This is a genomic window from Amycolatopsis orientalis DSM 43388, from assembly GCF_000411975.1.
Lineage (GTDB): Bacteria > Actinomycetota > Actinomycetes > Mycobacteriales > Pseudonocardiaceae > Amycolatopsis > Amycolatopsis orientalis_D.
The window spans coordinates 1-17,836 of the sequence record NZ_ASXG01000157.1 but is presented as its reverse complement, the minus strand read 5'-3'; the positions used below and the strand labels follow the sequence as shown (position 1 = coordinate 17,836).

Here is a 17,836-nt window from a genome sequence, read left to right as displayed (position 1 = left end):
CCGGCTCAGGAGGCCGTCATGCCGCGCACCGTCGTCGTCACCGGAGCGAGTTCGGGGATCGGGGCGGCGCTCAGCGGTCTCCTCGCCGAGCGCGGCGACCAGGTCGTCGGCGTCGACCTCGCGGGCAGCGACGTGGACGCGGACCTCTCGACCCGGCAAGGCCGCGCCGCGGCCGCCGAGGAGGCCGGCGAGCGCACTGGGCACGTCGACGCGGTGGTCACCTGCGCCGGCACGTCGAACCCGGGCGAAGGCATGGTCACGGTGAACTACTTCGGCAGCACCGAGTTCGTCGAAGCCCTGCAGCCGTTGCTCGCGAAATCCGAGGCGCCGCGGGTGGTCCTGGTCGGCTCGATCTCCGGCGCCCAGCCGAACGACCCCGCGGTGGTCGACGCCTGCCTGCGCGGCGACGAGCAAGCCGCGTTGACCGCCGCCCGCGCGGTGATCGCGGACAATCGCGCGTTCCAGCTGTACCCGTCCTCGAAATCCGCGATCGCGCAATGGGCGCGCCGGACGTCCGTTTCGCCAGGCTGGGCCGACGCGGGGATCGCGGTCAACGTGGTCGCCCCCGGGGTGGTCCGGACCCCGATGACCGACGAGCTTTTCGCTGACCCGAAGATGAAAGCGGTGATGGACAAAGCAGTCCCGATGCCGCTGCACGGTTACGCGGCTGCGGAGGACGTGGCACGAGTCCTGGCCTATTTCGCGGACGCCGCGACCACGCACATCACCGGCCAGGTCGTCTACGTCGACGGCGGCGCCGAAGCGACCCTCCGACCGGCGGCGCACTACTGATGACGGCCTATGCCGAGAACGTCCCGTTGTCGCCTATACCCCATGACGACGGCATCGACGCCGCCGTCGCGGCTGCGCGCCGGGTGGTCAGCGCGCTCCTGCACGCGGGTGCGGACAGCGCCGCGCCGATGCCGGACCTCGCCCGCGACCTCGACCGGATCGCCGCCCAGCTCGAAGAACACGCGCCCGAGCGGCCGGAACGGTTGATCGGAATGTGGGCCGGGCGACCGCGGCACGATCCGGTCACCGGCCCGGAAAACGCACTCGCACCGCCGCTGCGCCTGCACGGCCTGCCGGACGGTTCGGTGACCGGAACGGTGACGCTCGGCCTGCCTTACCAAGGTCCGCCGGGCTGCGTGCACGGCGGGATTTCCGCGCTGCTGCTGGATCACGCGCTCGGCGTCGCCAACAGCTGGGGGCCCGGGCCGGACGGGATGACCGGCACGCTCCGCGTCCGTTACCACCGGACGACCCCGCTGTTCGAGGAATTGACGATTCGCGCCCGCCAGGAATCCACCGAGGGCCGCCGTATTCACACCACCGGCGAAATTGTCGCCGACGGTCAGGTCTGCGTTTCGGCGGACGGCATTTTCGTGGCGAGACACGTCGCGCAACCGGTTGCCCAGGACGAAGGAGGCCGATGAACACGCTGGCGGGCCGGGTGGCCCTGGTAACCGGCGCCGGGCAAGGCGTCGGGCAAGGAATCGCGCTGGCACTGGCAGGGGAGGGGGCGTCGGTCGCGGTGCTCGGCCGGACGCGCGCCAAGCTGGACGAGACCTGTCGTCTCGTGCGCGAGCGGGGCGCTTCCGCGGAACCGTACGAATGCGATGTCGCGGACACGGCGTCGGTTCCCGGCGTCGTCGAGGAGGTCGTTTCGCGGCTCGGCCGCTTGGACATACTGGTCAACAACGCGTACTCCGGTGCCTTCGGGCCATTGTTGAAAATGAGCGAAGAGGATTTCCGGCGCGGTTTCGAAACCGGGCCGTTCGCCGCGTTCGCGTTCATGAAAGCCGCCCATCCGCATTTGAAGGCGACCGGAGACGGCTCGATCGTCAACCTGGTCACGTCAGCGATGGTGCGCTGGGATCCGACCACCTACGGTGCTTACGCCGCAGCGAAACAGGCGTTGCGTTCGCTGTCGCGCACTGCTGCGGTGGAGTGGGCGCGCGACGGGATCCGGGTCAACTCGATCGCTCCGCACGCGTTGTCTCCCGGGCTGAAATGGTGGACCGAGCACCATCCCGAAGAAGCCGCGGAATTCGTCGCGACCATTCCGATGGGCCGGATCGGCGAATGCGAGGAGGACATCGGCCGCGCCGTCGTCGCCCTGGTCGGCCCCGATCTGCGTTATCTGACCGGGGTCACCGTGCCGCTTGACGGCGGCCAAGCCTTCTTCGGCTGAGCCTTTCTGCGGAGACCTCGCGGTGGCTGCCGTTTCCGCCTTCGACACCACTGAACAGCCGATCGCCGACCGCTGCTGTCTCTGGCCGTGCGGATGCTCTTGCTGCGTGTGATGAGGGGCCTCGTGAGCGCCAGTCTCCCGGTCACCGAGACTGGCGGAGCGGGCCGCCTCCTCCGTTTCCTACCGTGGCATCGTGACTTCCCCGACCCCGGCCCCGCCCGACCCGCTGGCTCCCGCTCGGCTCGGACCGGTGCGGTTGCGCAATCGCGTGGTCAAGGCGGCGACCTACGAGGGGCTCAGCCATCGCGGCCAGGTCACGCGGGATCTGGTCGATTTCCATGTCGGTTACGCGAAGGGCGGCGTCGGGATGACGACGGTCGCCTATTGCGCGGTCGCCAAGGACGGCCGTACCGACCGGCATCAGATCTACTGGGCCGACGAAGCCCTGCCCGGGCTGCGCGTGCTCACCGACGCGGTGCACGCCGAGGGCGCGGCGATCTCGGCGCAGATCGGGCACGCTGGGCCGGTCGCGAATCCGAAGGGCAATGGGCTTCCCGCGCTCGCGCCGAGTCGGTATTTCCCCAAGGCGACGTTCAGTTTCGCCCGGGAAATCGACCACGCCGGCATCGAACGCGTCAAACGCGCCCACGCCGAAGCGGCCGTGCGCGCCATCGAATGCGGCTTCGACGCGATCGAGGTCCACTTAGGGCACAACTACCTGATCAGTTCCTTCCTCAGTCCGAAACTCAACCGCCGCACCGACGAATACGGCGGCTCGCTCGAAAACCGCGCCCGGCTCGCGCGCGACACGATGCGCGCGGTGCGCGACGCGGTCGGCGACCGGATCGCGGTGATCGTGAAAATGAACATGGACGACGGCGTTCCCGGCGGATTCTGGCTCGACGAGGCGATTCCGGTGACGCAGTGGCTCGAAGCCGACGGCAGCTGCGACGCGCTGGAGATGACCGCCGGTTCGTCGCTGCTCAACCCGATGTACCTTTTCAAGGGCGATGCCCCGGTCCGCGAGTTCGCCGAGGTGCTCCCACAGCCGCTGAAGTTCGGCGTGCGGGCGGTGGGGAAGCATTTCCTCCGCGAATACCCGTACCGGGACGCGTTCCTGCTCGAAGACGCCCGCCAGATCCGGGCCGCGGTGAAGCTGCCGATGGTGCTGCTCGGCGGGATCACCGGCCGCGCGTCGATGGAGCTGGCGATGCGGGAGGGGTTCCAGTACGTCGCGATGGGCCGGGCCCTCCTGCGCGAGCCGGACCTGGTGAACCGCATCGCGGCCGAGCCGGAGACGCCCTCGTTGTGCATCCACTGCAACAAATGCATGCCGACCAACTTCACCGGGACGCGCTGTGTGCTGGTCGACCGGACTGCCACGAGGGGCGCGGAGTGGGGCAAGCCCGCGGGGTACGCGGGCTGAATCGCGGCCTGGTATCCCGACCGGCGCGGCCGCTGGCGTGGCAGCCCTGCTCAGGCCGCGGCACCCAGCTCACGTCTCCCCGGGCAGCTCGATTCGTCCGCGGGTACCGCCTCCGAAGCGGCAAGCGTCCCGTCGTCCGCCGGAATCATGCGGCCGGTGCTCGGTTTTCTTTCCGGGCAGGGAAACCGCCACGTCCTCAACCTAGCATTTGTTTGGTAAGCTGAGCGCTCCCGGCGAGAAGGAGCAGCATGCCCGTCAGCTTCGACCTGACCGGTCGCGTCGTCCTCGTCACCGGCGGAGCGCGCGGCGTCGGCGACGGCATCGTGGCGAAGTTCCTCGAAGCGGGGGCCGCGGTCGAGATCTGCGGGCGCACCGAGCCCGGGAAGCTGCGCGAGGCGGACGGAAGGCAGCCGCGGTTCACGCAGGTCGACGTGCGGGAGCCGGAGGAGGTCCAGCGGTGGCTGGCGAACATCGGCGAGCGGCACGGACGGCTCGACGTCGTGGTCAACAACGCCGGCGGCGCGCCGTTCGCGCAGTTCGCCGAAGCCTCGGCGCGGTTTCACCGCAAGATCAACGAGCTCAACTTCCTAGCGGCGGCATACGTGCTCCACTCGGCGTACCCGATCCTGCGCGAGACGCCGGGTGCCTCGGCGGTGAACGTCACGTCGATCTCGGCGCGGCGGCCCAGTCCGGGCACCGCGGTGTACGGTGCGGCCAAGGCGGCGCTGGAAAGTCTCACGACCAGCTTGGCCGTGGAGTGGGCGCCGCGGGTGCGCGTCAACGCGGTCAGTTGCGGTTTGGTCGCGACGCCCGGTTCCGAGGACCACTACGGCGACCCGGCGCAGCGTGCCGCGGTCGCCCGGACGATCCCGCGGGGTCAGTTCGCGTCGCCGGCCGAGGTCGGGCAAGCCTGCTTGCTGCTCGCTTCGCCGCTCGCGAGCCACGTCAGCGGAGCGGTGCTCAATGTGGACGGAGGCGGCGAGTGGCCCGCGTTCCTCCAGCACACCCCGAACGCCTGAGGAGGCCCCTGCCGTACCCGAAGCCGTGATCGTCTCCTCCGCTCGCCGATCGGGCGGGCGTACCAGGGCTCGCTCAAGGAGCTGCGGCCGGACGACCTCGCCGCGCAGATGGTCGAAGCCGCGCTGGCCGCGGTTCCGGAGGTCGACCGGATCGACGACCTCATGCTCGGCTGCGCGCAACCGGCCGGGGAACAAGCGTACAACCTCGGCCGGATGGTCGCGCTGCGGCTCGGCCTCGACCCGGTGCCCGGTACGACCGTGCACCGTTATTGCGCGTCACGAAGAACCCGTTGTACGCCGACGCGATGGCCGTGACCGAGAAGCGGGCAGCGGGCGGTCTGCAGTGGACAGACCCGCGTAAAGACGACGCGCTGCCAGACGTCTACCTCGCGATGGGCGAGACCGCGGAGAACGTCGCGGACCATTGCGGAGTGTCCCGGGCGGACCAGGACGCCTTCGCGGTGCGCAACCAAAACCTCGCCGAGGCGGCGGGGGAGTTCTGGCAGAAGGACATCACCCCGGTGACGTTGCCGGACGGCAGTCCGCGGACGACAGTCCGCGAGCGGGCGTGACGATGGCGAAGGCATCCCAGCTGAAGCCGGTCTTCCGGCCGGCCGGGACGGTGACCGCGGCCAACTGCTGCCCGCTCAACGACGGAGCGGCCGCGCTCGCGGTGATGAGCGACGTCCGGGCGCGCGAGCTGGGCATCCGGCCGCTGGCGCGGATCGTCGCCACCGGAGTGTCGGCGCTGAGCCCGGAGATCATGGGGCTCGGGCCGGTCGAGGCGAGCCGGCAGGCGTTGGCGCGGGCAGGACTGTCCGTTGCGGACATCGACCTGGTCGAGATGAACGAGGCGTTCGCCGCCCAGGTGCTGCCGTGCGTCGACCAGCTCGGCCTCGACCTCGACCGCGTCAACGTGCACGACGGCGCGATCGCCCTGGGGCACCCCTTCGGCTCAACCGGTGCGCGGATGGCGACGACGCTGCTGCACGGCCTTCAGGAGAAGGACGCGACCTTCGGCCTGGAGACGATGTGCGCGGCGGGTGGACAGGGCATGGCGATGGTGCGGGAACGGCTCGCCTAGCCGAGGTTTCGCCGATCGGAGCGCTCCCTGCCGCGGGACGGTTCGGTCGGAGCCGAATCGTCCCGCAGCCAGGATGCGGTCATGGATTCCGTCGTGATCGATCCGCCGGTGCTCTATCCCGGCACCCCCGTCGTGTTGCTGTCCAGCGCGAACGCCGACGGGACGACCAACCTCGCCCCGATGTCGTCGGCCTGGGTGCTCGGCCGCACCGCCGTGCTCGGCTTCGGCAGCACCGGCCACACCTTCGCCAACCTGCGCGACCGGCCGGACTGCGTGCTGAACTATCCGAGCGCCGAGCTGTGGCCGGCCGTCGAGCGCCTGGCCGGGCTGACCGGCGCCCCCGTCGTGCCGGCGGAGAAGGCCAGCCAGTTCCGGACCGAGCGGGACAAATTCGGCGCCGCCCGGCTCACCCCGGTCTCGGCCGACCTCGTCGCGGTCGACCGGGTCGCGGAATGCCCGCTCCAGGTCGAATGCCGGGTGACCGCCGCGCGCCACCGCGGGGATCCCGCTCCGGGCATCGTCGAGGCCGAGGTGCTCCGGGTGCATGTCCATCCCGCGCTCGCCGAAGCCGACCTCCGGCACGTCCGCGTCGCTGCCTGGGAACCGCTGTTCTACGTTTTCCGCCACTACCTGGGCCGGGGGCCGGAACTCGGCCGGACCTTCCGCGCCACCACGGCCGAATCCGCTCCGGCGAGCCGCCGGTGAACTCCCTGGGCACGCTCGTCGTTCCGACGCGGGTCCGGGGCGGGCGGATCGCTCGCTGGAGAACAGGGGAAACCGCCGCCCGCGTCGGTCAGCCCAGCTCGCGCTTCACGATCTTCCCGCTGGCGTTCCGCGGCAGCTCGTCGATCGCCACGAACTCGCGCGGCACCTTGAAGTTCGCCAGCCGCTCCCGGCAGTACTCGCGCAGCGCCTCCGCATCCAGCCCGGCCCCGTCCCGCAGCGTCACGTAAGCGCGGCCCGCCGAGCCCATCCGGTCGTCGTCCACGCCGATCACCGCGGCCTCCACGACGTCCGGATGGGTGCTCAGCACGTTCTCCACCTCGGCCGGGTACACGTTGAACCCGCCGACGGTGAACATGTCCTTGAGCCGCCCGGTGATCTTGACGCACCCGTGCTCGTCGAGCTGCCCGACGTCGCCGGTGTGCAGCCAGCCGTCGGCGTCGATGGCCGCCGCGGTCGCTTCCGGATCGTCGAAATAGCCGAGCATCACGAACTCGCCCCGGATGAGGATTTCGCCGTCGGCGCCGACCGGCACGTCCTTGCCCTCGCCGTCGACCGTGCGGATCTCCAGTCCGGGCACCGCCGGACCGGTCGTGTGCGCGACGTGCCGGGGGTCCTCGTGCGGCCGCGACTGGGTGGCCACGACGCACTCGGTGAGCCCGTACGCCTGCGCGACCTGCTCGAAGCCGAGGATTTCCCGCATGTCCGAGAACAGGTTCTCTGGCACCGAGGCCGCGCCGGCGATCGCGAACCGCAGCGACGACAGGTCGAACTCCGGGCGGCGCGGATGGTTGATCAGCGTGGTGAAGACGGTAGGCGCACCGGGCAGCACCGAGATGCCAGCGCGCTGGATCAGCTCCATCAACGCGACCGGGTCGAACGTCGGCACCGGGTAGATCGCCGTGCCCGCGGTGATCGCCGCGACCACCCCGGCCTTGTAGCCGAACGAGTGAAAGAAGGGGTTGACGATCGCGTACTTGTCGGCCGGGGTGAGCGACGCGCCCCTCGCCCAGACGTCCGCGACGCCGATCGTCTGTGCGTGCGTGCTCATCACGCCCTTGGGCACGCCGGTGGTGCCCGAGGTGTACAGAATGTCCGCGACCGTGGAAGGCGTCACCGCGGCTTCGTCGACCGAGGGCGCCGACTCCGCCCGAGCGAGGAATTCGTCCCACGGCAACGCGACGCCGTCCGAACCAAGGTTGACCACGGTGTGCAGCCGCGGAAGCCCGGGAATCGCACCGGAACCGCCGACGCGGGCCGCGGCCGCGGTGAGCATCCCGAGGTAGTCGTTGCCGAGAAACCCGTTGCACAGCACCAGCACCGAAGCGCCGGATCGCTCCAGCACCACCCGTGCTTCCTCGCCGCGGTACCGCGTGTTGATCGGCACCAGCGCCGCGCCCAGGCATTGCGCGCCCAGGAACGTCAGGATGAACTCGACCCGGTTCGGCGACCACACCGCGACCCGGTCGCCGGACCGGACCCCGGCCGCGGCCAGCGCGCGGGAAACGGCGCGCGCTCGCTCCCGCAATCCGGTCCAGGAGAGCTGTGTCGTACCGTCGACCACCGCCGGAGCTTCGCCGTGGCGGCGGGCGGCTTCGTCGAGCAGGGCGGGCATCGTGCGCGGGGTCGACACGCGGGTCTCCTCACTGAACAAGTGCTTGTTCGGTAGCATAGGGGAAAGCAGCGGGCAGGAAGGGATCCATGCGATGACTCCGCGCACCGGCCGGGCCCCGGCCAAGAACGGCGGCACCCGGCGCGGCGAGCTGCTGGGCATCGCCGCCCAGCTGTTCGCGACCCGGGGCTACTCCCAGACCACCGTCCGCGACATCGCCGACGAGGCGGGCATCCTTTCCGGGAGCCTGTACCACCATTTCGCGTCCAAGGAGGACATGCTCCGCGAGATCCTCAAGGAGTTCATGGACGACCTGCTGGCCGCCTTCGCCGGGATCGCCGGGAAGGACGGGCCGCCGCGCGAGAAGTTCGACGCGCTGGTGCACACCGCCTTCGCGACGATCCACGAGCGGCCGTTCGCGGTGGCGCTCTACCAGAACGAATCGGCCGTCGTCGGCAGCCTCGCCGATTTCGAGTTCGTCGGGAAGACGTCGCTGAAGATCGAAAAACTGTGGCTCGGCGTGCTCCAGGCGGGCCGGGAGGCCGGCGAGTTCCGCGACGACCTCGAGGCGAGCCTCGTGTACCGGTTCATCCGGGACACCGTCTGGACGTCGGTGCGCTGGTACAACCCGCGCGGAAAGCTCCGCCACGACGTCGTGGCGGAGCAGTACCTCGCGATGCTGTACGGCGGCCTGCTCGCCGGCTGAGCGGTTCAGGACCGGGGCTCCTTGACCTCCCGGTCCCGGGCGTTCCCCGGGTCGAGCACGGTGCGGATCAGGTCCAGTTCGTGCTCGTCCGGCGCCCGCGACACCCCGGCGCCGCTGAAGTCCAGCTCGAAGCCGGTCTTCGAGCGCACCTCGTCCTCGGTGACGCCGGGGTGCAGGGAACGCACCTTCAGCCGCCCGTCCTCGTCGTAGTCGAGCACCGCGAGGTCGGTAACCACCACGCCGAGGTCGTGGAACCGCAGCGCCGTCGACGGGTGCGCGCGGGCCCGGTCGTTGCCGACGCCGGACACCACGTCCACCCGCTCCACGAACACCCGGCTCGAATGCCGGCTCACCCAGTAGTCGGTGCGGTGGTTGACGGTGTTGCCCGGTGCGCCGCGCATGCCGATGAGCTGGCGTTTCGGTTTCCGCCAGTCGCCGATGAGCGAGATGTTCTGGTTGCCGAACCGGTCGAGCTGGCTCGCGCCCATCATCGAATGCCGCCGTCCGGTGTTGAGGATGTCGAAGATCCGGCCGAACGGGGCCCAGCCCTCGACGGTGCCGCCGGCCGCGGCGGTCTTGCCGAGCGGCGGCGGGTCGGCCATCAGATGGCATTCGCCGTCGGAGAGCACCAGCTCGGGGGAGTGGGTGAGCCGCGCCAGCCGCGCGCTGATCGCCGGGACCGTGCCGACCGCGTGGGCCAGCACTTCGCCGGAGCCGCGCCACGCGTCGGAGCACGCGGCGATGCAGACCTCGGCGCGGGTCGCGGGGGCACTCATCCGGACTCCTTCTCGGTCGCGCGGTGGAAGGCGCGCACCGCTTCGTGATAGCTGGCCTCGTCGCCGGTCAGGTAGGTCTCGCGGAAGCGCTGCCACGATTCCTCGTCCTGCGCCGACTGCGCGTAATGGCGCTGGAACGCCTCGTCGCGGCCGTAATCCGGGTCGCACGAGGTGAAGTGCGCGCCGTTCGGAGCCTCGATCACGCCGTCCACGAACATCCGGCTGATCAGCAGCGAAGTCGAGCGCTCGGTGGCGGTGAGGTCCTCGGTGTCCACGATCTTCTCGACGCTCAGCAGCGTTTTGTCCGACGCCATCGCGAACAGGTCGTCGAAATACGGGTCCGGGCCGAGGAACTGTCCGTTGCCGAGGGTGTCGCTGCGATTCAGGTGCAGCAGCGAGACGTCCGGGCGCACCGCGGGCACCGCGAGGTAAACGTCGTCGTCATACGGCGACGCGACCGTCTTCAGTTCGGGGTTCATCAGCAGCACGTCGCTCTCCAGCCCGGCCCGTGTCGGCAGGAACGACAGCCGGTTGGCACCCGCCCGGAGCGCGGCGACGAACATGCCCTCGTCGTACTCGGTCGTTTCGACCCGGCCGCCCTCGCGCGCGGCGCGGAAATGCGGATCCAGCGGGATCGTGTCGAGCGAGACGAACCCGTAGATCACCCGGCGCACCTTGCCCGCCGCGCACAGCAGCCCGACCTCGGGCCCGCCGAAGGTGACCAGCGTGAGGTCCTCGACGTCGCTGCGCAGCAGTTCACGCACCATCGCCATCGGCTTGCGCCGCGACCCCCAGCCGCCGATCCCGACGGTCATCCCGGACCGGACGTACTCGGTGACGCCGGCCAGGGTCATGGACTTGCCGCCCATTCGTTCCTCCATCGTTTTCCGCTCAGGCGGGATCGGCCCGGATCAGGCACCGCTCCGAAGCCGGGCCCGGTGTTCGCGGGCGTCGCCGAAGAGCTGTGCCAGCGCGTGCGCTCGTTTGAAGTACAGCTGGGCGTCGTGCTCCCAGGTGATCGCGATTCCGCCGTGCAGCTGGACAGTTTCGGCCGCTACCGCGGTGAACGCCTCGCTGCACCAGGACTTCGCGTACGCCGCCTGGCGGACGACATCGTCGCCGTTGGCGGCCGCGAAGCCGGCTGCCCACGAGATCGAGCGGGCGGTTTCGACCTGGACCAGCATGTCCGCGACCCGGTGTTTCAACGCCTGGAACGAACCGAGCGGACGGCCGAACTGTTCGCGTTCCTTCAGGTGCGCGACCGTGCGGTCCAAACAGGACTGTGCGCCGCCGACTTGCAGTGCGGTGCAGGCGATCGCGGCGATGGCGTGCAGCCGGGGGAGTGCTTCGGAGAAGTCGGCGGTGAGCAGAGTCGCCGGGGTGTCGCGGAAATCGACGCGGGCGAACCGGAGCGTCTGGTCGACCGCCGGGGTCGCTTCGGCGATCGCGGCGGTTTCGAACAGCGCGGGGCGGCCCTCGGCCATCGCGACCACCAGCAGATGCGACGCCTGCGCCCCGTCCAGCACGAGGGTCGCGGCGCCGTTCAGGACTCCGCCCGAGGCGACCACGTCCGAACCGTCGGTCCGATGCCGCCCGGATCGATCCGCCCATGCCAGCGCCACGACCTCGCCCGCCGCGATCTCCGGCAGCAAGTCCGGCGCGTCCGCGGCCAGCAATGCCTGCGCGGCAAGCACCCCGGACCCCAGCAGCGGCGACGGGGTCAGGCTCGCGCCCAGTTCTTCCAGCACGACATGCGTTTCGAAGAGACTGAACCCGGCCCCGCCGTGCTCCTCGGGAATGGCCAGCGCCGCGACGCCGATCTGCTCGCACAACGCGGACCACAGCTCAGTGTCGTACCCGGACGGCGAGCCGATCGCGGCCCGCAAATCGGTCTTGGCGGCCCGCCGCTCGACCAGACCGCGGACGGCGGCGGCGAGGTCCCGTTGCTCGTCGGTCAGCGCGAAGTGCATCAGCGGTCCCTCATCAGGCTCTCCAGCACTCGCGCGCGGTGCGCGGCCGGGGTGCCCCAGCAGCCCACGAGCGCCCGGACGCGCAACAGCCACAAGCTCAGGTCGCATTCGAGCGTGTAGCCGATCGCGCCGTGCAACTGCAGCCCGGTGCGCGCGGCGAGCTGGGCCGCGTCGGACGTCGCCACCTTCGCCGCCGAGATCGAGCGGGCGTTCGGTTCGCGGGCCGCGCCGAGCAGCAGCGGACGCGCGAAGTCGAGCGCCACCCGGACGTCGGCGGCGGCGTGCTTGAGCGCCTGGTACTCGCCGATCACCCGGCCGAATTGCCGTCGCTGGCCGAGGTAGGCGACGGTGTCGGCCAGCATTCGCGCACCGCAGCCGAGCAGCTCCGCGGCGCAGGCGAGGCTGGCGAGGTCGAGTGCTTTTCGCCGGGTTTCCCGGGAGAGCGGCTGAATCTCGGCGGCGGCGGTGACCTCGAACAGATGCCGGGCGGGGTCGACCGACTGCAGCGAGCGGCCGATGTCCGCGCGGGCCAGCGCATCGCCGACCACAAAGACGTCCGTCGCGACATCCGCGTCCAGCGCGTACGGAGTGTCTGGCGCGCTCGCGAAACTCGCCACCGCAGCGCCGGAAGCCAGCGAGGACAGCAACGACGCGTCGGTGACCAGCACCGGCGCGGCGGCGATCGACTCGATCACCGGACCCGGCACCCCGTGGTAGCCGAGCCGCTCGAAGGCCACGACCAGATCGACCGGCGTTCCGCCGACCCCGCCGTGTTCCTCGGGCACCCCGAGCCCGGTGACGCCCAGCTCGGCGAGCTGTTTCCACAGCAGCAGCCCGGATTCCGGCCGCTTGGCCGCCCAGGACCGGGTGACGCCGGGGACGTCGGCCGCGCCCAGCAGGGCGTCCAGCGCCTCGGCGAACGCGCGCTGTTCGGCGGACAGCCGGAACTTCATGCCTGTGCCTTCCCGCGTTCGCCGCGGGGGAGGCCGAGCAGCCGTTCCGCGACGATGTTGCGCTGGATTTCGTTGGTGCCGGCGTAAATCGGGCCGCCGAGGGCGAACAGGTAGTCCTCGCTCCAGCGCCCGCGCAGCTCCTGCTCCGGGCCGAGCAGGTCCAGCGCCGTCTCGTGGATGGCGAGGTCGAGGCCGGTCCAGAAGAGCTTGTTCACGCTGCCCGCGGCGCCGACGTCGCCGCCGTGCCGCACGTGGTCGACGGTGTCCCAGGTGTAGAGCCGGTAGGCCTCGGCCTTGATCCACGCGTCGGCCACGCGGTCGCGCAGGTGCGGCGCCTCGGCCCCGCGCTCGGCCCAGAGGTCCAGCAGGCGGTTCGCCGCGGCGAGGAACCGGCCCGGCGAGCGCAGCGACAGCCCGCGTTCGTTGCCCGCCGTGCTCATCGCGACGCGCCAGCCGTCGCCGGCTCCGCCGAGGACGTCCTCATCGGGCACGAAGACGTCGTCGAAGAAGATCTCGGCGAATCCGCAGTCGCCGTCGAGCTGGGCGATCGGCCGGACGGTGACGCCGTCGGCGTCGAGCGGGAACAGGAAGTAGGTCAGGCCGCGGTGCCGTTCGGCGTCCGGGTCCGAGCGGAACAGGCCGAAACCCCAGTCCGCGAAGGGGGCGCGGGAACTCCAGATTTTCTGTCCGTTGAGGACCCAGCCGCCGCGTTCGTCGTCGCGGACAGCGGTGCTGCGGATCCCGGCGAGGTCGCTGCCCGCCTCGGGCTCGGACCATGCCTGCGCCCAGATCCGGGTGCCGTCGGCGGTACGGGGCAGGTGCCGCCGGCGCTGGTCGTCGGTGCCGTGCTCGAAGATGATCGGGGCCAGCAGCGAGATGCCGTTCTGCGCGATCCGGGTCGGTGCGCCGCTGAGGTAGTACTCCTCCTCGAACAGCACCCACTCGGTCAGCGTCGCGTCGCGGCCGCCGTACTCGGCGGGCCACGTGACCACGGACCAGCGCCCTTCGGCCAGCTTCGCTTCCCATTCGCGGTGCGCGCGGGCGCCTTCCTCGGTGTCCATCGACGGCAGCGGGCCGGGGCTGTTTTCCGCGAGCCAAGCGCGGGCCTCCGCGCGGAACTCTTCTTCCGCGGCGGTGAATTCCGGGCTCATGACTCTCCCGCGGCCTTCTTGTTGGCCTTCGCCATGGCACGCGCGTCGAGCCCGGCGAGCGAATCGGCGTCCAGTTCGGCGTTGTGCGCGTGCGCGGCGTGGTGCAGGCCGAACACCGAGTCCATTCCGGACCGCATGCCCATCAGGTCTTCCGCCTGGTTGACGGCCTTCTTGGTGAGCGCGAGACCCAGCTGCGGCATCTGCGCGATCCGCTCGGCGATCGCGAACGTCGCCTCTTCGAGTTCGGCGCGCGGCACGACGTGGTTGACCATGCCGAGCGCCTGTGCGCGGGCGGCGGTGAACCGGTCGCCGGTGTAGAGGAATTCCTTCGCCGCGCGCGGGTTCATCACCCACGGATGCGCGAAGTACTCGACGCCCGGAATGCCCATCCGCACCACCGGATCGGAGAAGAACGCGTCGTCGGAGGCCACGATGAAATCGCACGACCACGCGAGCATCAGGCCGCCCGCGATGCACGCGCCCTGCACCATCGCGATCACCGGCTTCGGGATCTCCCGCCACCGCCGGCACATGCCGAGGTAGACCTCCGACTCGCGGGCGAACCGCGAATCGACGCCCGCGCGGTCGGTGTGGTCCCACCAGATGACCGCTTTGCGCTCGAAGCTCTGGTCGACGTCGCGGCCGGGGGTGCCGATGTCGTGCCCGGCGCAGAAGTGCTTGCCGTTGCCCGCCAGCACGATCGCCTTGACGTCCGGGTCGTCCACTGCCGCGGCGAACGCGGCGTCGAGGGCGTAGGTCATCTTCGAGTTCTGCGCGTTGCGGTACTGCGGCCGGTTCAGCGTGACGACCGCGACCGGACCGCGCACCTCGTAGGTCACGACCGGCTCGTCGGTGCTTTCTTCGGTTCCGCTCAACGCGCATCACTCCCTCTCGGTTCGGCGGCGATGCTACCAAACAAGTGCTTGGTTTGGTAGCGTGGCCGGACCGGGACCGGCGGACCAGGAGGACGGGTGGATCTTCGCTACACCCCCGAGGACGAGCAGTTCCGCGCCGAGGTGCGCGAGTGGCTGCGCGACCACCTCGCGGGCGAGTTCGCCGCGCTGAAGGGGCTCGGCGGATCCGGGCGCGAGCACGAGGCGCCGGAGGAGCGGCAGGCGTGGAACCAGCATCTGGCCGCGCACGGCTGGACCTGCCTGGGCTGGCCGGTCGAGTACGGCGGGCGCGGGCTGAGCCTGCTGCGGCAGGTGATCTTCCACGAGGAGTACGCCCGGTCGAACGCGCCGGCGCGGGTCAATCATCTGGGCGAGGAGCTGCTCGGGCCGACGCTGATCGCGCACGGCACCGACGAGCAGCGGCGGCGGTTCCTGCCGGGGATCGTCGGGGTCACGCAGCTGTGGTGCCAGGGCTATTCCGAGCCGGGCGCCGGGTCGGATCTGGCCGGGGTGCGCACGCGGGCCCGGCTGGAGGGCGGCGAGTGGGTGATCGACGGACAGAAGATCTGGACGTCGCTCGCCCAGCACGCGCAGTGGTGTTTCGCGGTGGTGCGGACCGAGCCGGGGTCCCGGCGGCACGCCGGGCTGTCGTATGTGCTGGTGCCGATGGATCAGCCCGGGGTCGAGGTGCGGCCGATCCGCCAGCTGACCGGGACCAGCGAGTTCAACGAGGTCTTCTTCGACGGGGCCCGGACCGAGGAGTCGCTGGTGGTCGGCGCGCCCGGGGACGGGTGGCGGGTCGCGATGGCGACGCTCGGGTTCGAGCGCGGGGTGTCGACGATCGGGCAGCAGGTCGGGTTCGCCCGGGAGCTGGCCGGGGTGGTCGCGGCCGCGCGAGCGAACGGGCGGTATGACGATCCGGTGGTGCGGGACCGGTTGGCACGGGCCGCGGTCGGCCTCGAGGTGCTGCGGGTGCACGCGCTGCGGACCCTGAGCGCGTATGAAGCGGGGTCGCGGGGGCCGGAGGCTTCGGTGTCGAAGCTGCTGTGGGCTCGGTGGCACCGGGAACTGGGCGAGCTGGCGATGGAGGTCCGCGGAGGTTCCGCGTTGACCACAAACGGTTCCTACGATCTCGACGCGCAGCAGACGCTTTTCCTGTTCAGCCGGGCCGACACGATTTACGGCGGCTCGGACGAAATCCAGCGCAATATCATCGCCGAGCGAGTGCTCGGCCTGCCTAGGGAGCCGCGACCGTGAGCGCTAAACCGGAACAGCCCGCGCCCGATTACGTTCCTGGGCACGGGTTGCTCGCTGAACGCGTGATCGTGGTGACTGCGGCGGCGGGCGCGGGTATCGGGGCCGCGGTCGCCCGGCGGTGCCTGGAGGAGGGCGCCCGGGCGGTCGTCCTCGGGGACACGCACGAGCGGCGGCTGGGCGAGGCGGCTTCCAAACTGGGCGCGGAATTCGGGGCCGAGCGGGTCGCTTCGGTGGTGTGCGACGTGACCAACGAGGAGCAGATCGCTGCGTTGCTGGACGCGGCCGAGCCGTTCGGCGGGGTCGAAGTCATGGTGAACAACGCCGGTCTCGGCGGAACGGCGTCCATCACCGAGATGACTGACGCGCAGTGGTCGCTGGTGCTCGACGTGACGCTGACCGGGACTTTCCGGTGCATTCGCGCGGCTTCCCGGCGAATGATCGCTCGCGGCGTCCGGGGCGTGATCGTGAACAACGCTTCGGTGATCGGCTGGCGGGCGCAGGAAGGCCAGGCGCATTACGCGGCGGCCAAGGCCGGGGTGATGGCGTTGACCCGGTCCGCGGCGATGGATCTGGCTCCTTCGGGGATCCGGGTCAACGCGGTGTCGCCCAGTCTGGCGATGCATCCGTTCTTGGAGAAAGTCACCACCGCTGAGCTGCTCGCCGAGTTGAAGGGGCGCGAGGCGTTCGGGCGGGCCGCGGAACCGTGGGAAGTCGCCAATGTAATGGTGTTTCTCGCTAGTGCGTATTCGTCCTATCTCACTGGTGAAGTCGTCTCGGTGAGCAGTCAGCATCCCTGATCCCGCAGGAGGATTTCGTGCCTGAGGCATATGTGGTCGACGCGGTCCGCACTCCGGTGGGACGGCGCGGCGGGGCGCTCGCCGGAGTGCATTCCGCTGATTTGGGGGCGCATGCGATCACAGCGCTGGTTCGGCGGACGGGGATCGATCCCGGTGCGGTGGACGATGTCGTGTTCGGGTGCTGCGACACGATCGGTTCCCAGGCCGGGGATGTCGCTCGGACGGCCTGGCTGGCGGCTGGGCTGCCGGATCACGTGCCGGGCGTGACGGTGGACCGGCAGTGCGGGTCCAGCCAGCAGGCCGTGCATTTCGCGGCGCAAGGGGTGCTGTCCGGGACCGCGGATCTGATTGTCGCCGGCGGAGTGCAGAATATGTCCGCGATTCCGATTTCTTCCGCGATGGTCGTCGGCCAGCAGTTCGGGTTCAGCACGCCGTTCGCGGAGTCGCCGGGGTGGGTGGCTCGGTACGGGACGCAGGAAATCTCGCAGTTCCGGGCGGCGCGGATGATCGCGGAGAAATGGGGTTTTTCCCGGTCTTCGCTGGAGGAATTCGCTTACGAGAGCCATCGGCGGGCATTGGCGGCTATCGATGAGGGGCGATTTGCCCGGGAGATCTCGCCGGTCGGCGAGTTTTCGGTGGACGAGGGGCCTCGGCGGGATACTTCGCTGGAGAAGATGGCGGGGTTGAAGCCGCTGGAAGAGGGCAGCCCGCTGACGGCCGCGGTGGCGTCGCAGATCAGCGACGGCGCCGCGACGTTGTTGCTCGCTTCGGAGAAGGCGGTCGCGGAGCACGGGTTGACGCCACGGGCTCGGGTGCATCACCTCAGCGTGTACGGGGCGGATCCGGTGTGGATGCTGACCGCGCCAATTCCGGCTACCCAACGGGCGTTGGAGAAGGCTGGGATGTCGGTGGAGGAGATCGATCTGTTCGAGTGCAATGAGGCGTTCGCACCGGTGGTGTTGGCTTGGATGCGGGAGACCGGGGTGCCGCACGAGAAGGTCAATGTGAACGGCGGCGGGATTGCGCTGGGGCACCCGATCGGGGCTACTGGGGCTCGGTTGATGACTACGTTGTTGCATGAATTGGAACGGTCTGGGGGGCGGTACGGGTTGCAGGTCATGTGCGAGGGGGGTGGGCAGGCGAATGTGACTGTGCTGGAGCGGCTTTAGGGTGCGGTTCCGGCGGGGTGGTGCGGTGGGGCACCCCGAAGCCTGATTGTGACTACGGCGCGGAGGTGCTTGTCAAGGCGGGAAAGCGTGCCTTGACAAGCACCTC

General features: G+C 70.2%; 17 protein-coding genes and 1 pseudogene. 11 read left to right on the top strand and 7 right to left on the bottom strand.

Annotated features, from left to right (window positions below; translation table 11 throughout):
- Positions 1-18 precede the first annotated feature (18 nt).
- From L942_RS32255 to L942_RS32225, 7 genes and pseudogenes are all read left to right on the top strand, one after another.
- Positions 19-792: an SDR family oxidoreductase gene (locus tag L942_RS32255; RefSeq protein ID WP_037367614.1), complete on the top strand. Its 774-nt coding sequence runs from the start codon at positions 19-21 to the stop codon at positions 790-792.
- Complete coding sequence (locus L942_RS32250; RefSeq protein WP_037367613.1) at positions 792-1,436, top strand: PaaI family thioesterase; 645 nt, start codon at positions 792-794, stop codon at positions 1,434-1,436. Before L942_RS32255 ends, L942_RS32250 begins: the two co-directional genes overlap by 1 nt.
- The gene (locus L942_RS32245; protein WP_037367611.1) at positions 1,433-2,194 is read left to right on the top strand and encodes an SDR family NAD(P)-dependent oxidoreductase; all 762 of its coding nucleotides are present in this window, start codon (positions 1,433-1,435) and stop codon (positions 2,192-2,194) included. Before L942_RS32250 ends, L942_RS32245 begins: the two co-directional genes overlap by 4 nt.
- A 190-nt stretch (positions 2,195-2,384) precedes the next feature.
- Positions 2,385-3,620: an NADH:flavin oxidoreductase gene (locus L942_RS32240; RefSeq protein WP_037367610.1), complete on the top strand. Its 1,236-nt coding sequence runs from the start codon at positions 2,385-2,387 to the stop codon at positions 3,618-3,620.
- A gap of 248 nt (positions 3,621-3,868) precedes the next feature.
- Entirely contained in the window at positions 3,869-4,639 is a 771-nt protein-coding gene (locus L942_RS32235; RefSeq protein WP_037367609.1) for an SDR family oxidoreductase, read from the top strand.
- A 25-nt stretch (positions 4,640-4,664) separates the two neighbouring features.
- A pseudogene (locus L942_RS32230) lies at positions 4,665-5,723 on the top strand (acetyl-CoA C-acyltransferase).
- 81 nt (positions 5,724-5,804) lie between these two features.
- A complete protein-coding gene (locus L942_RS32225; protein WP_037367608.1) occupies positions 5,805-6,428 on the top strand; it encodes a flavin reductase family protein in 624 nt (207 codons plus the stop codon).
- An 88-nt stretch (positions 6,429-6,516) separates the two neighbouring features.
- On the opposite strand, the gene L942_RS32220 is transcribed toward L942_RS32225, so the two are convergent.
- Positions 6,517-8,079, bottom strand: coding sequence for an AMP-binding protein (locus L942_RS32220; protein WP_326929371.1), 1,563 nt, complete (start codon positions 8,077-8,079; stop codon positions 6,517-6,519).
- A gap of 73 nt (positions 8,080-8,152) precedes the next feature.
- Between L942_RS32220 and L942_RS32215 the strand changes: the two genes are divergently transcribed.
- Complete coding sequence (locus tag L942_RS32215) at positions 8,153-8,764, top strand: TetR/AcrR family transcriptional regulator (RefSeq protein WP_081655321.1); 612 nt, start codon at positions 8,153-8,155, stop codon at positions 8,762-8,764.
- A gap of 5 nt (positions 8,765-8,769) precedes the next feature.
- On the opposite strand, the gene L942_RS32210 is transcribed toward L942_RS32215, so the two are convergent.
- The 6 genes from L942_RS32210 to L942_RS32185 are packed head-to-tail and all read right to left on the bottom strand — an operon-like array spanning position 8,770 to position 14,489.
- Entirely contained in the window at positions 8,770-9,540 is a 771-nt protein-coding gene (locus L942_RS32210) for a CoA-transferase subunit beta (protein WP_037367606.1), read from the bottom strand.
- Positions 9,537-10,409: a CoA transferase subunit A gene (locus L942_RS32205; protein WP_037367604.1), complete on the bottom strand. Its 873-nt coding sequence runs from the start codon at positions 10,407-10,409 to the stop codon at positions 9,537-9,539. Before L942_RS32205 ends, L942_RS32210 begins: the two co-directional genes overlap by 4 nt.
- 42 nt (positions 10,410-10,451) lie before the next feature.
- A complete protein-coding gene (locus L942_RS32200; protein WP_081655320.1) occupies positions 10,452-11,510 on the bottom strand; it encodes an acyl-CoA dehydrogenase family protein in 1,059 nt (352 codons plus the stop codon).
- Entirely contained in the window at positions 11,510-12,463 is a 954-nt protein-coding gene (locus L942_RS32195) for an acyl-CoA dehydrogenase family protein (RefSeq protein WP_037367602.1), read from the bottom strand. The genes L942_RS32200 and L942_RS32195 overlap by 1 nt, the downstream gene beginning before the upstream one ends.
- Entirely contained in the window at positions 12,460-13,614 is a 1,155-nt protein-coding gene (locus tag L942_RS32190) for an acyl-CoA dehydrogenase family protein (RefSeq protein WP_037367600.1), read from the bottom strand. The genes L942_RS32195 and L942_RS32190 overlap by 4 nt, the downstream gene beginning before the upstream one ends.
- Positions 13,611-14,489, bottom strand: coding sequence for an enoyl-CoA hydratase (locus L942_RS32185; protein WP_037367598.1), 879 nt, complete (start codon positions 14,487-14,489; stop codon positions 13,611-13,613). Before L942_RS32185 ends, L942_RS32190 begins: the two co-directional genes overlap by 4 nt.
- Positions 14,490-14,585: 96 nt before the next feature.
- Between L942_RS32185 and L942_RS32180 the strand changes: the two genes are divergently transcribed.
- The 3 genes from L942_RS32180 to L942_RS32170 are packed head-to-tail and all read left to right on the top strand — an operon-like array spanning position 14,586 to position 17,730.
- Complete coding sequence (locus L942_RS32180) at positions 14,586-15,764, top strand: acyl-CoA dehydrogenase family protein (RefSeq protein WP_037367596.1); 1,179 nt, start codon at positions 14,586-14,588, stop codon at positions 15,762-15,764.
- Positions 15,761-16,561, top strand: coding sequence for an SDR family oxidoreductase (locus L942_RS32175; protein WP_037367594.1), 801 nt, complete (start codon positions 15,761-15,763; stop codon positions 16,559-16,561). The genes L942_RS32180 and L942_RS32175 overlap by 4 nt, the downstream gene beginning before the upstream one ends.
- A 17-nt stretch (positions 16,562-16,578) precedes the next feature.
- Complete coding sequence (locus tag L942_RS32170; RefSeq protein ID WP_037367592.1) at positions 16,579-17,730, top strand: acetyl-CoA C-acetyltransferase; 1,152 nt, start codon at positions 16,579-16,581, stop codon at positions 17,728-17,730.
- The last annotated feature ends 106 nt before the right edge of the window (positions 17,731-17,836 follow it).

What these genes read in the sequence shown, in the direction of transcription:
- L942_RS32255 (WP_037367614.1), top strand. Translation starts at nt 19, where the DNA reads ATGCCGCGCACCGTCGTCGTCACCGGAGCGAGTTCGGGGATCGGGGCG.
- L942_RS32250 (WP_037367613.1), top strand. Translation starts at nt 792, where the DNA reads ATGACGGCCTATGCCGAGAACGTCCCGTTGTCGCCTATACCCCATGAC.
- L942_RS32245 (WP_037367611.1), top strand. Translation starts at nt 1,433, where the DNA reads ATGAACACGCTGGCGGGCCGGGTGGCCCTGGTAACCGGCGCCGGGCAA.
- L942_RS32235 (WP_037367609.1), top strand. Translation starts at nt 3,869, where the DNA reads ATGCCCGTCAGCTTCGACCTGACCGGTCGCGTCGTCCTCGTCACCGGC.
- L942_RS32225 (WP_037367608.1), top strand. Translation starts at nt 5,805, where the DNA reads ATGGATTCCGTCGTGATCGATCCGCCGGTGCTCTATCCCGGCACCCCC.
- L942_RS32215 (WP_081655321.1), top strand. Translation starts at nt 8,153, where the DNA reads ATGACTCCGCGCACCGGCCGGGCCCCGGCCAAGAACGGCGGCACCCGG.
- L942_RS32210 (WP_037367606.1), bottom strand. Translation starts at nt 9,540, where the DNA reads ATGAGTGCCCCCGCGACCCGCGCCGAGGTCTGCATCGCCGCGTGCTCC.
- L942_RS32205 (WP_037367604.1), bottom strand. Translation starts at nt 10,409, where the DNA reads ATGGGCGGCAAGTCCATGACCCTGGCCGGCGTCACCGAGTACGTCCGG.
- L942_RS32200 (WP_081655320.1), bottom strand. Translation starts at nt 11,510, where the DNA reads ATGCACTTCGCGCTGACCGACGAGCAACGGGACCTCGCCGCCGCCGTC.
- L942_RS32195 (WP_037367602.1), bottom strand. Translation starts at nt 12,463, where the DNA reads ATGAAGTTCCGGCTGTCCGCCGAACAGCGCGCGTTCGCCGAGGCGCTG.
- L942_RS32190 (WP_037367600.1), bottom strand. Translation starts at nt 13,614, where the DNA reads ATGAGCCCGGAATTCACCGCCGCGGAAGAAGAGTTCCGCGCGGAGGCC.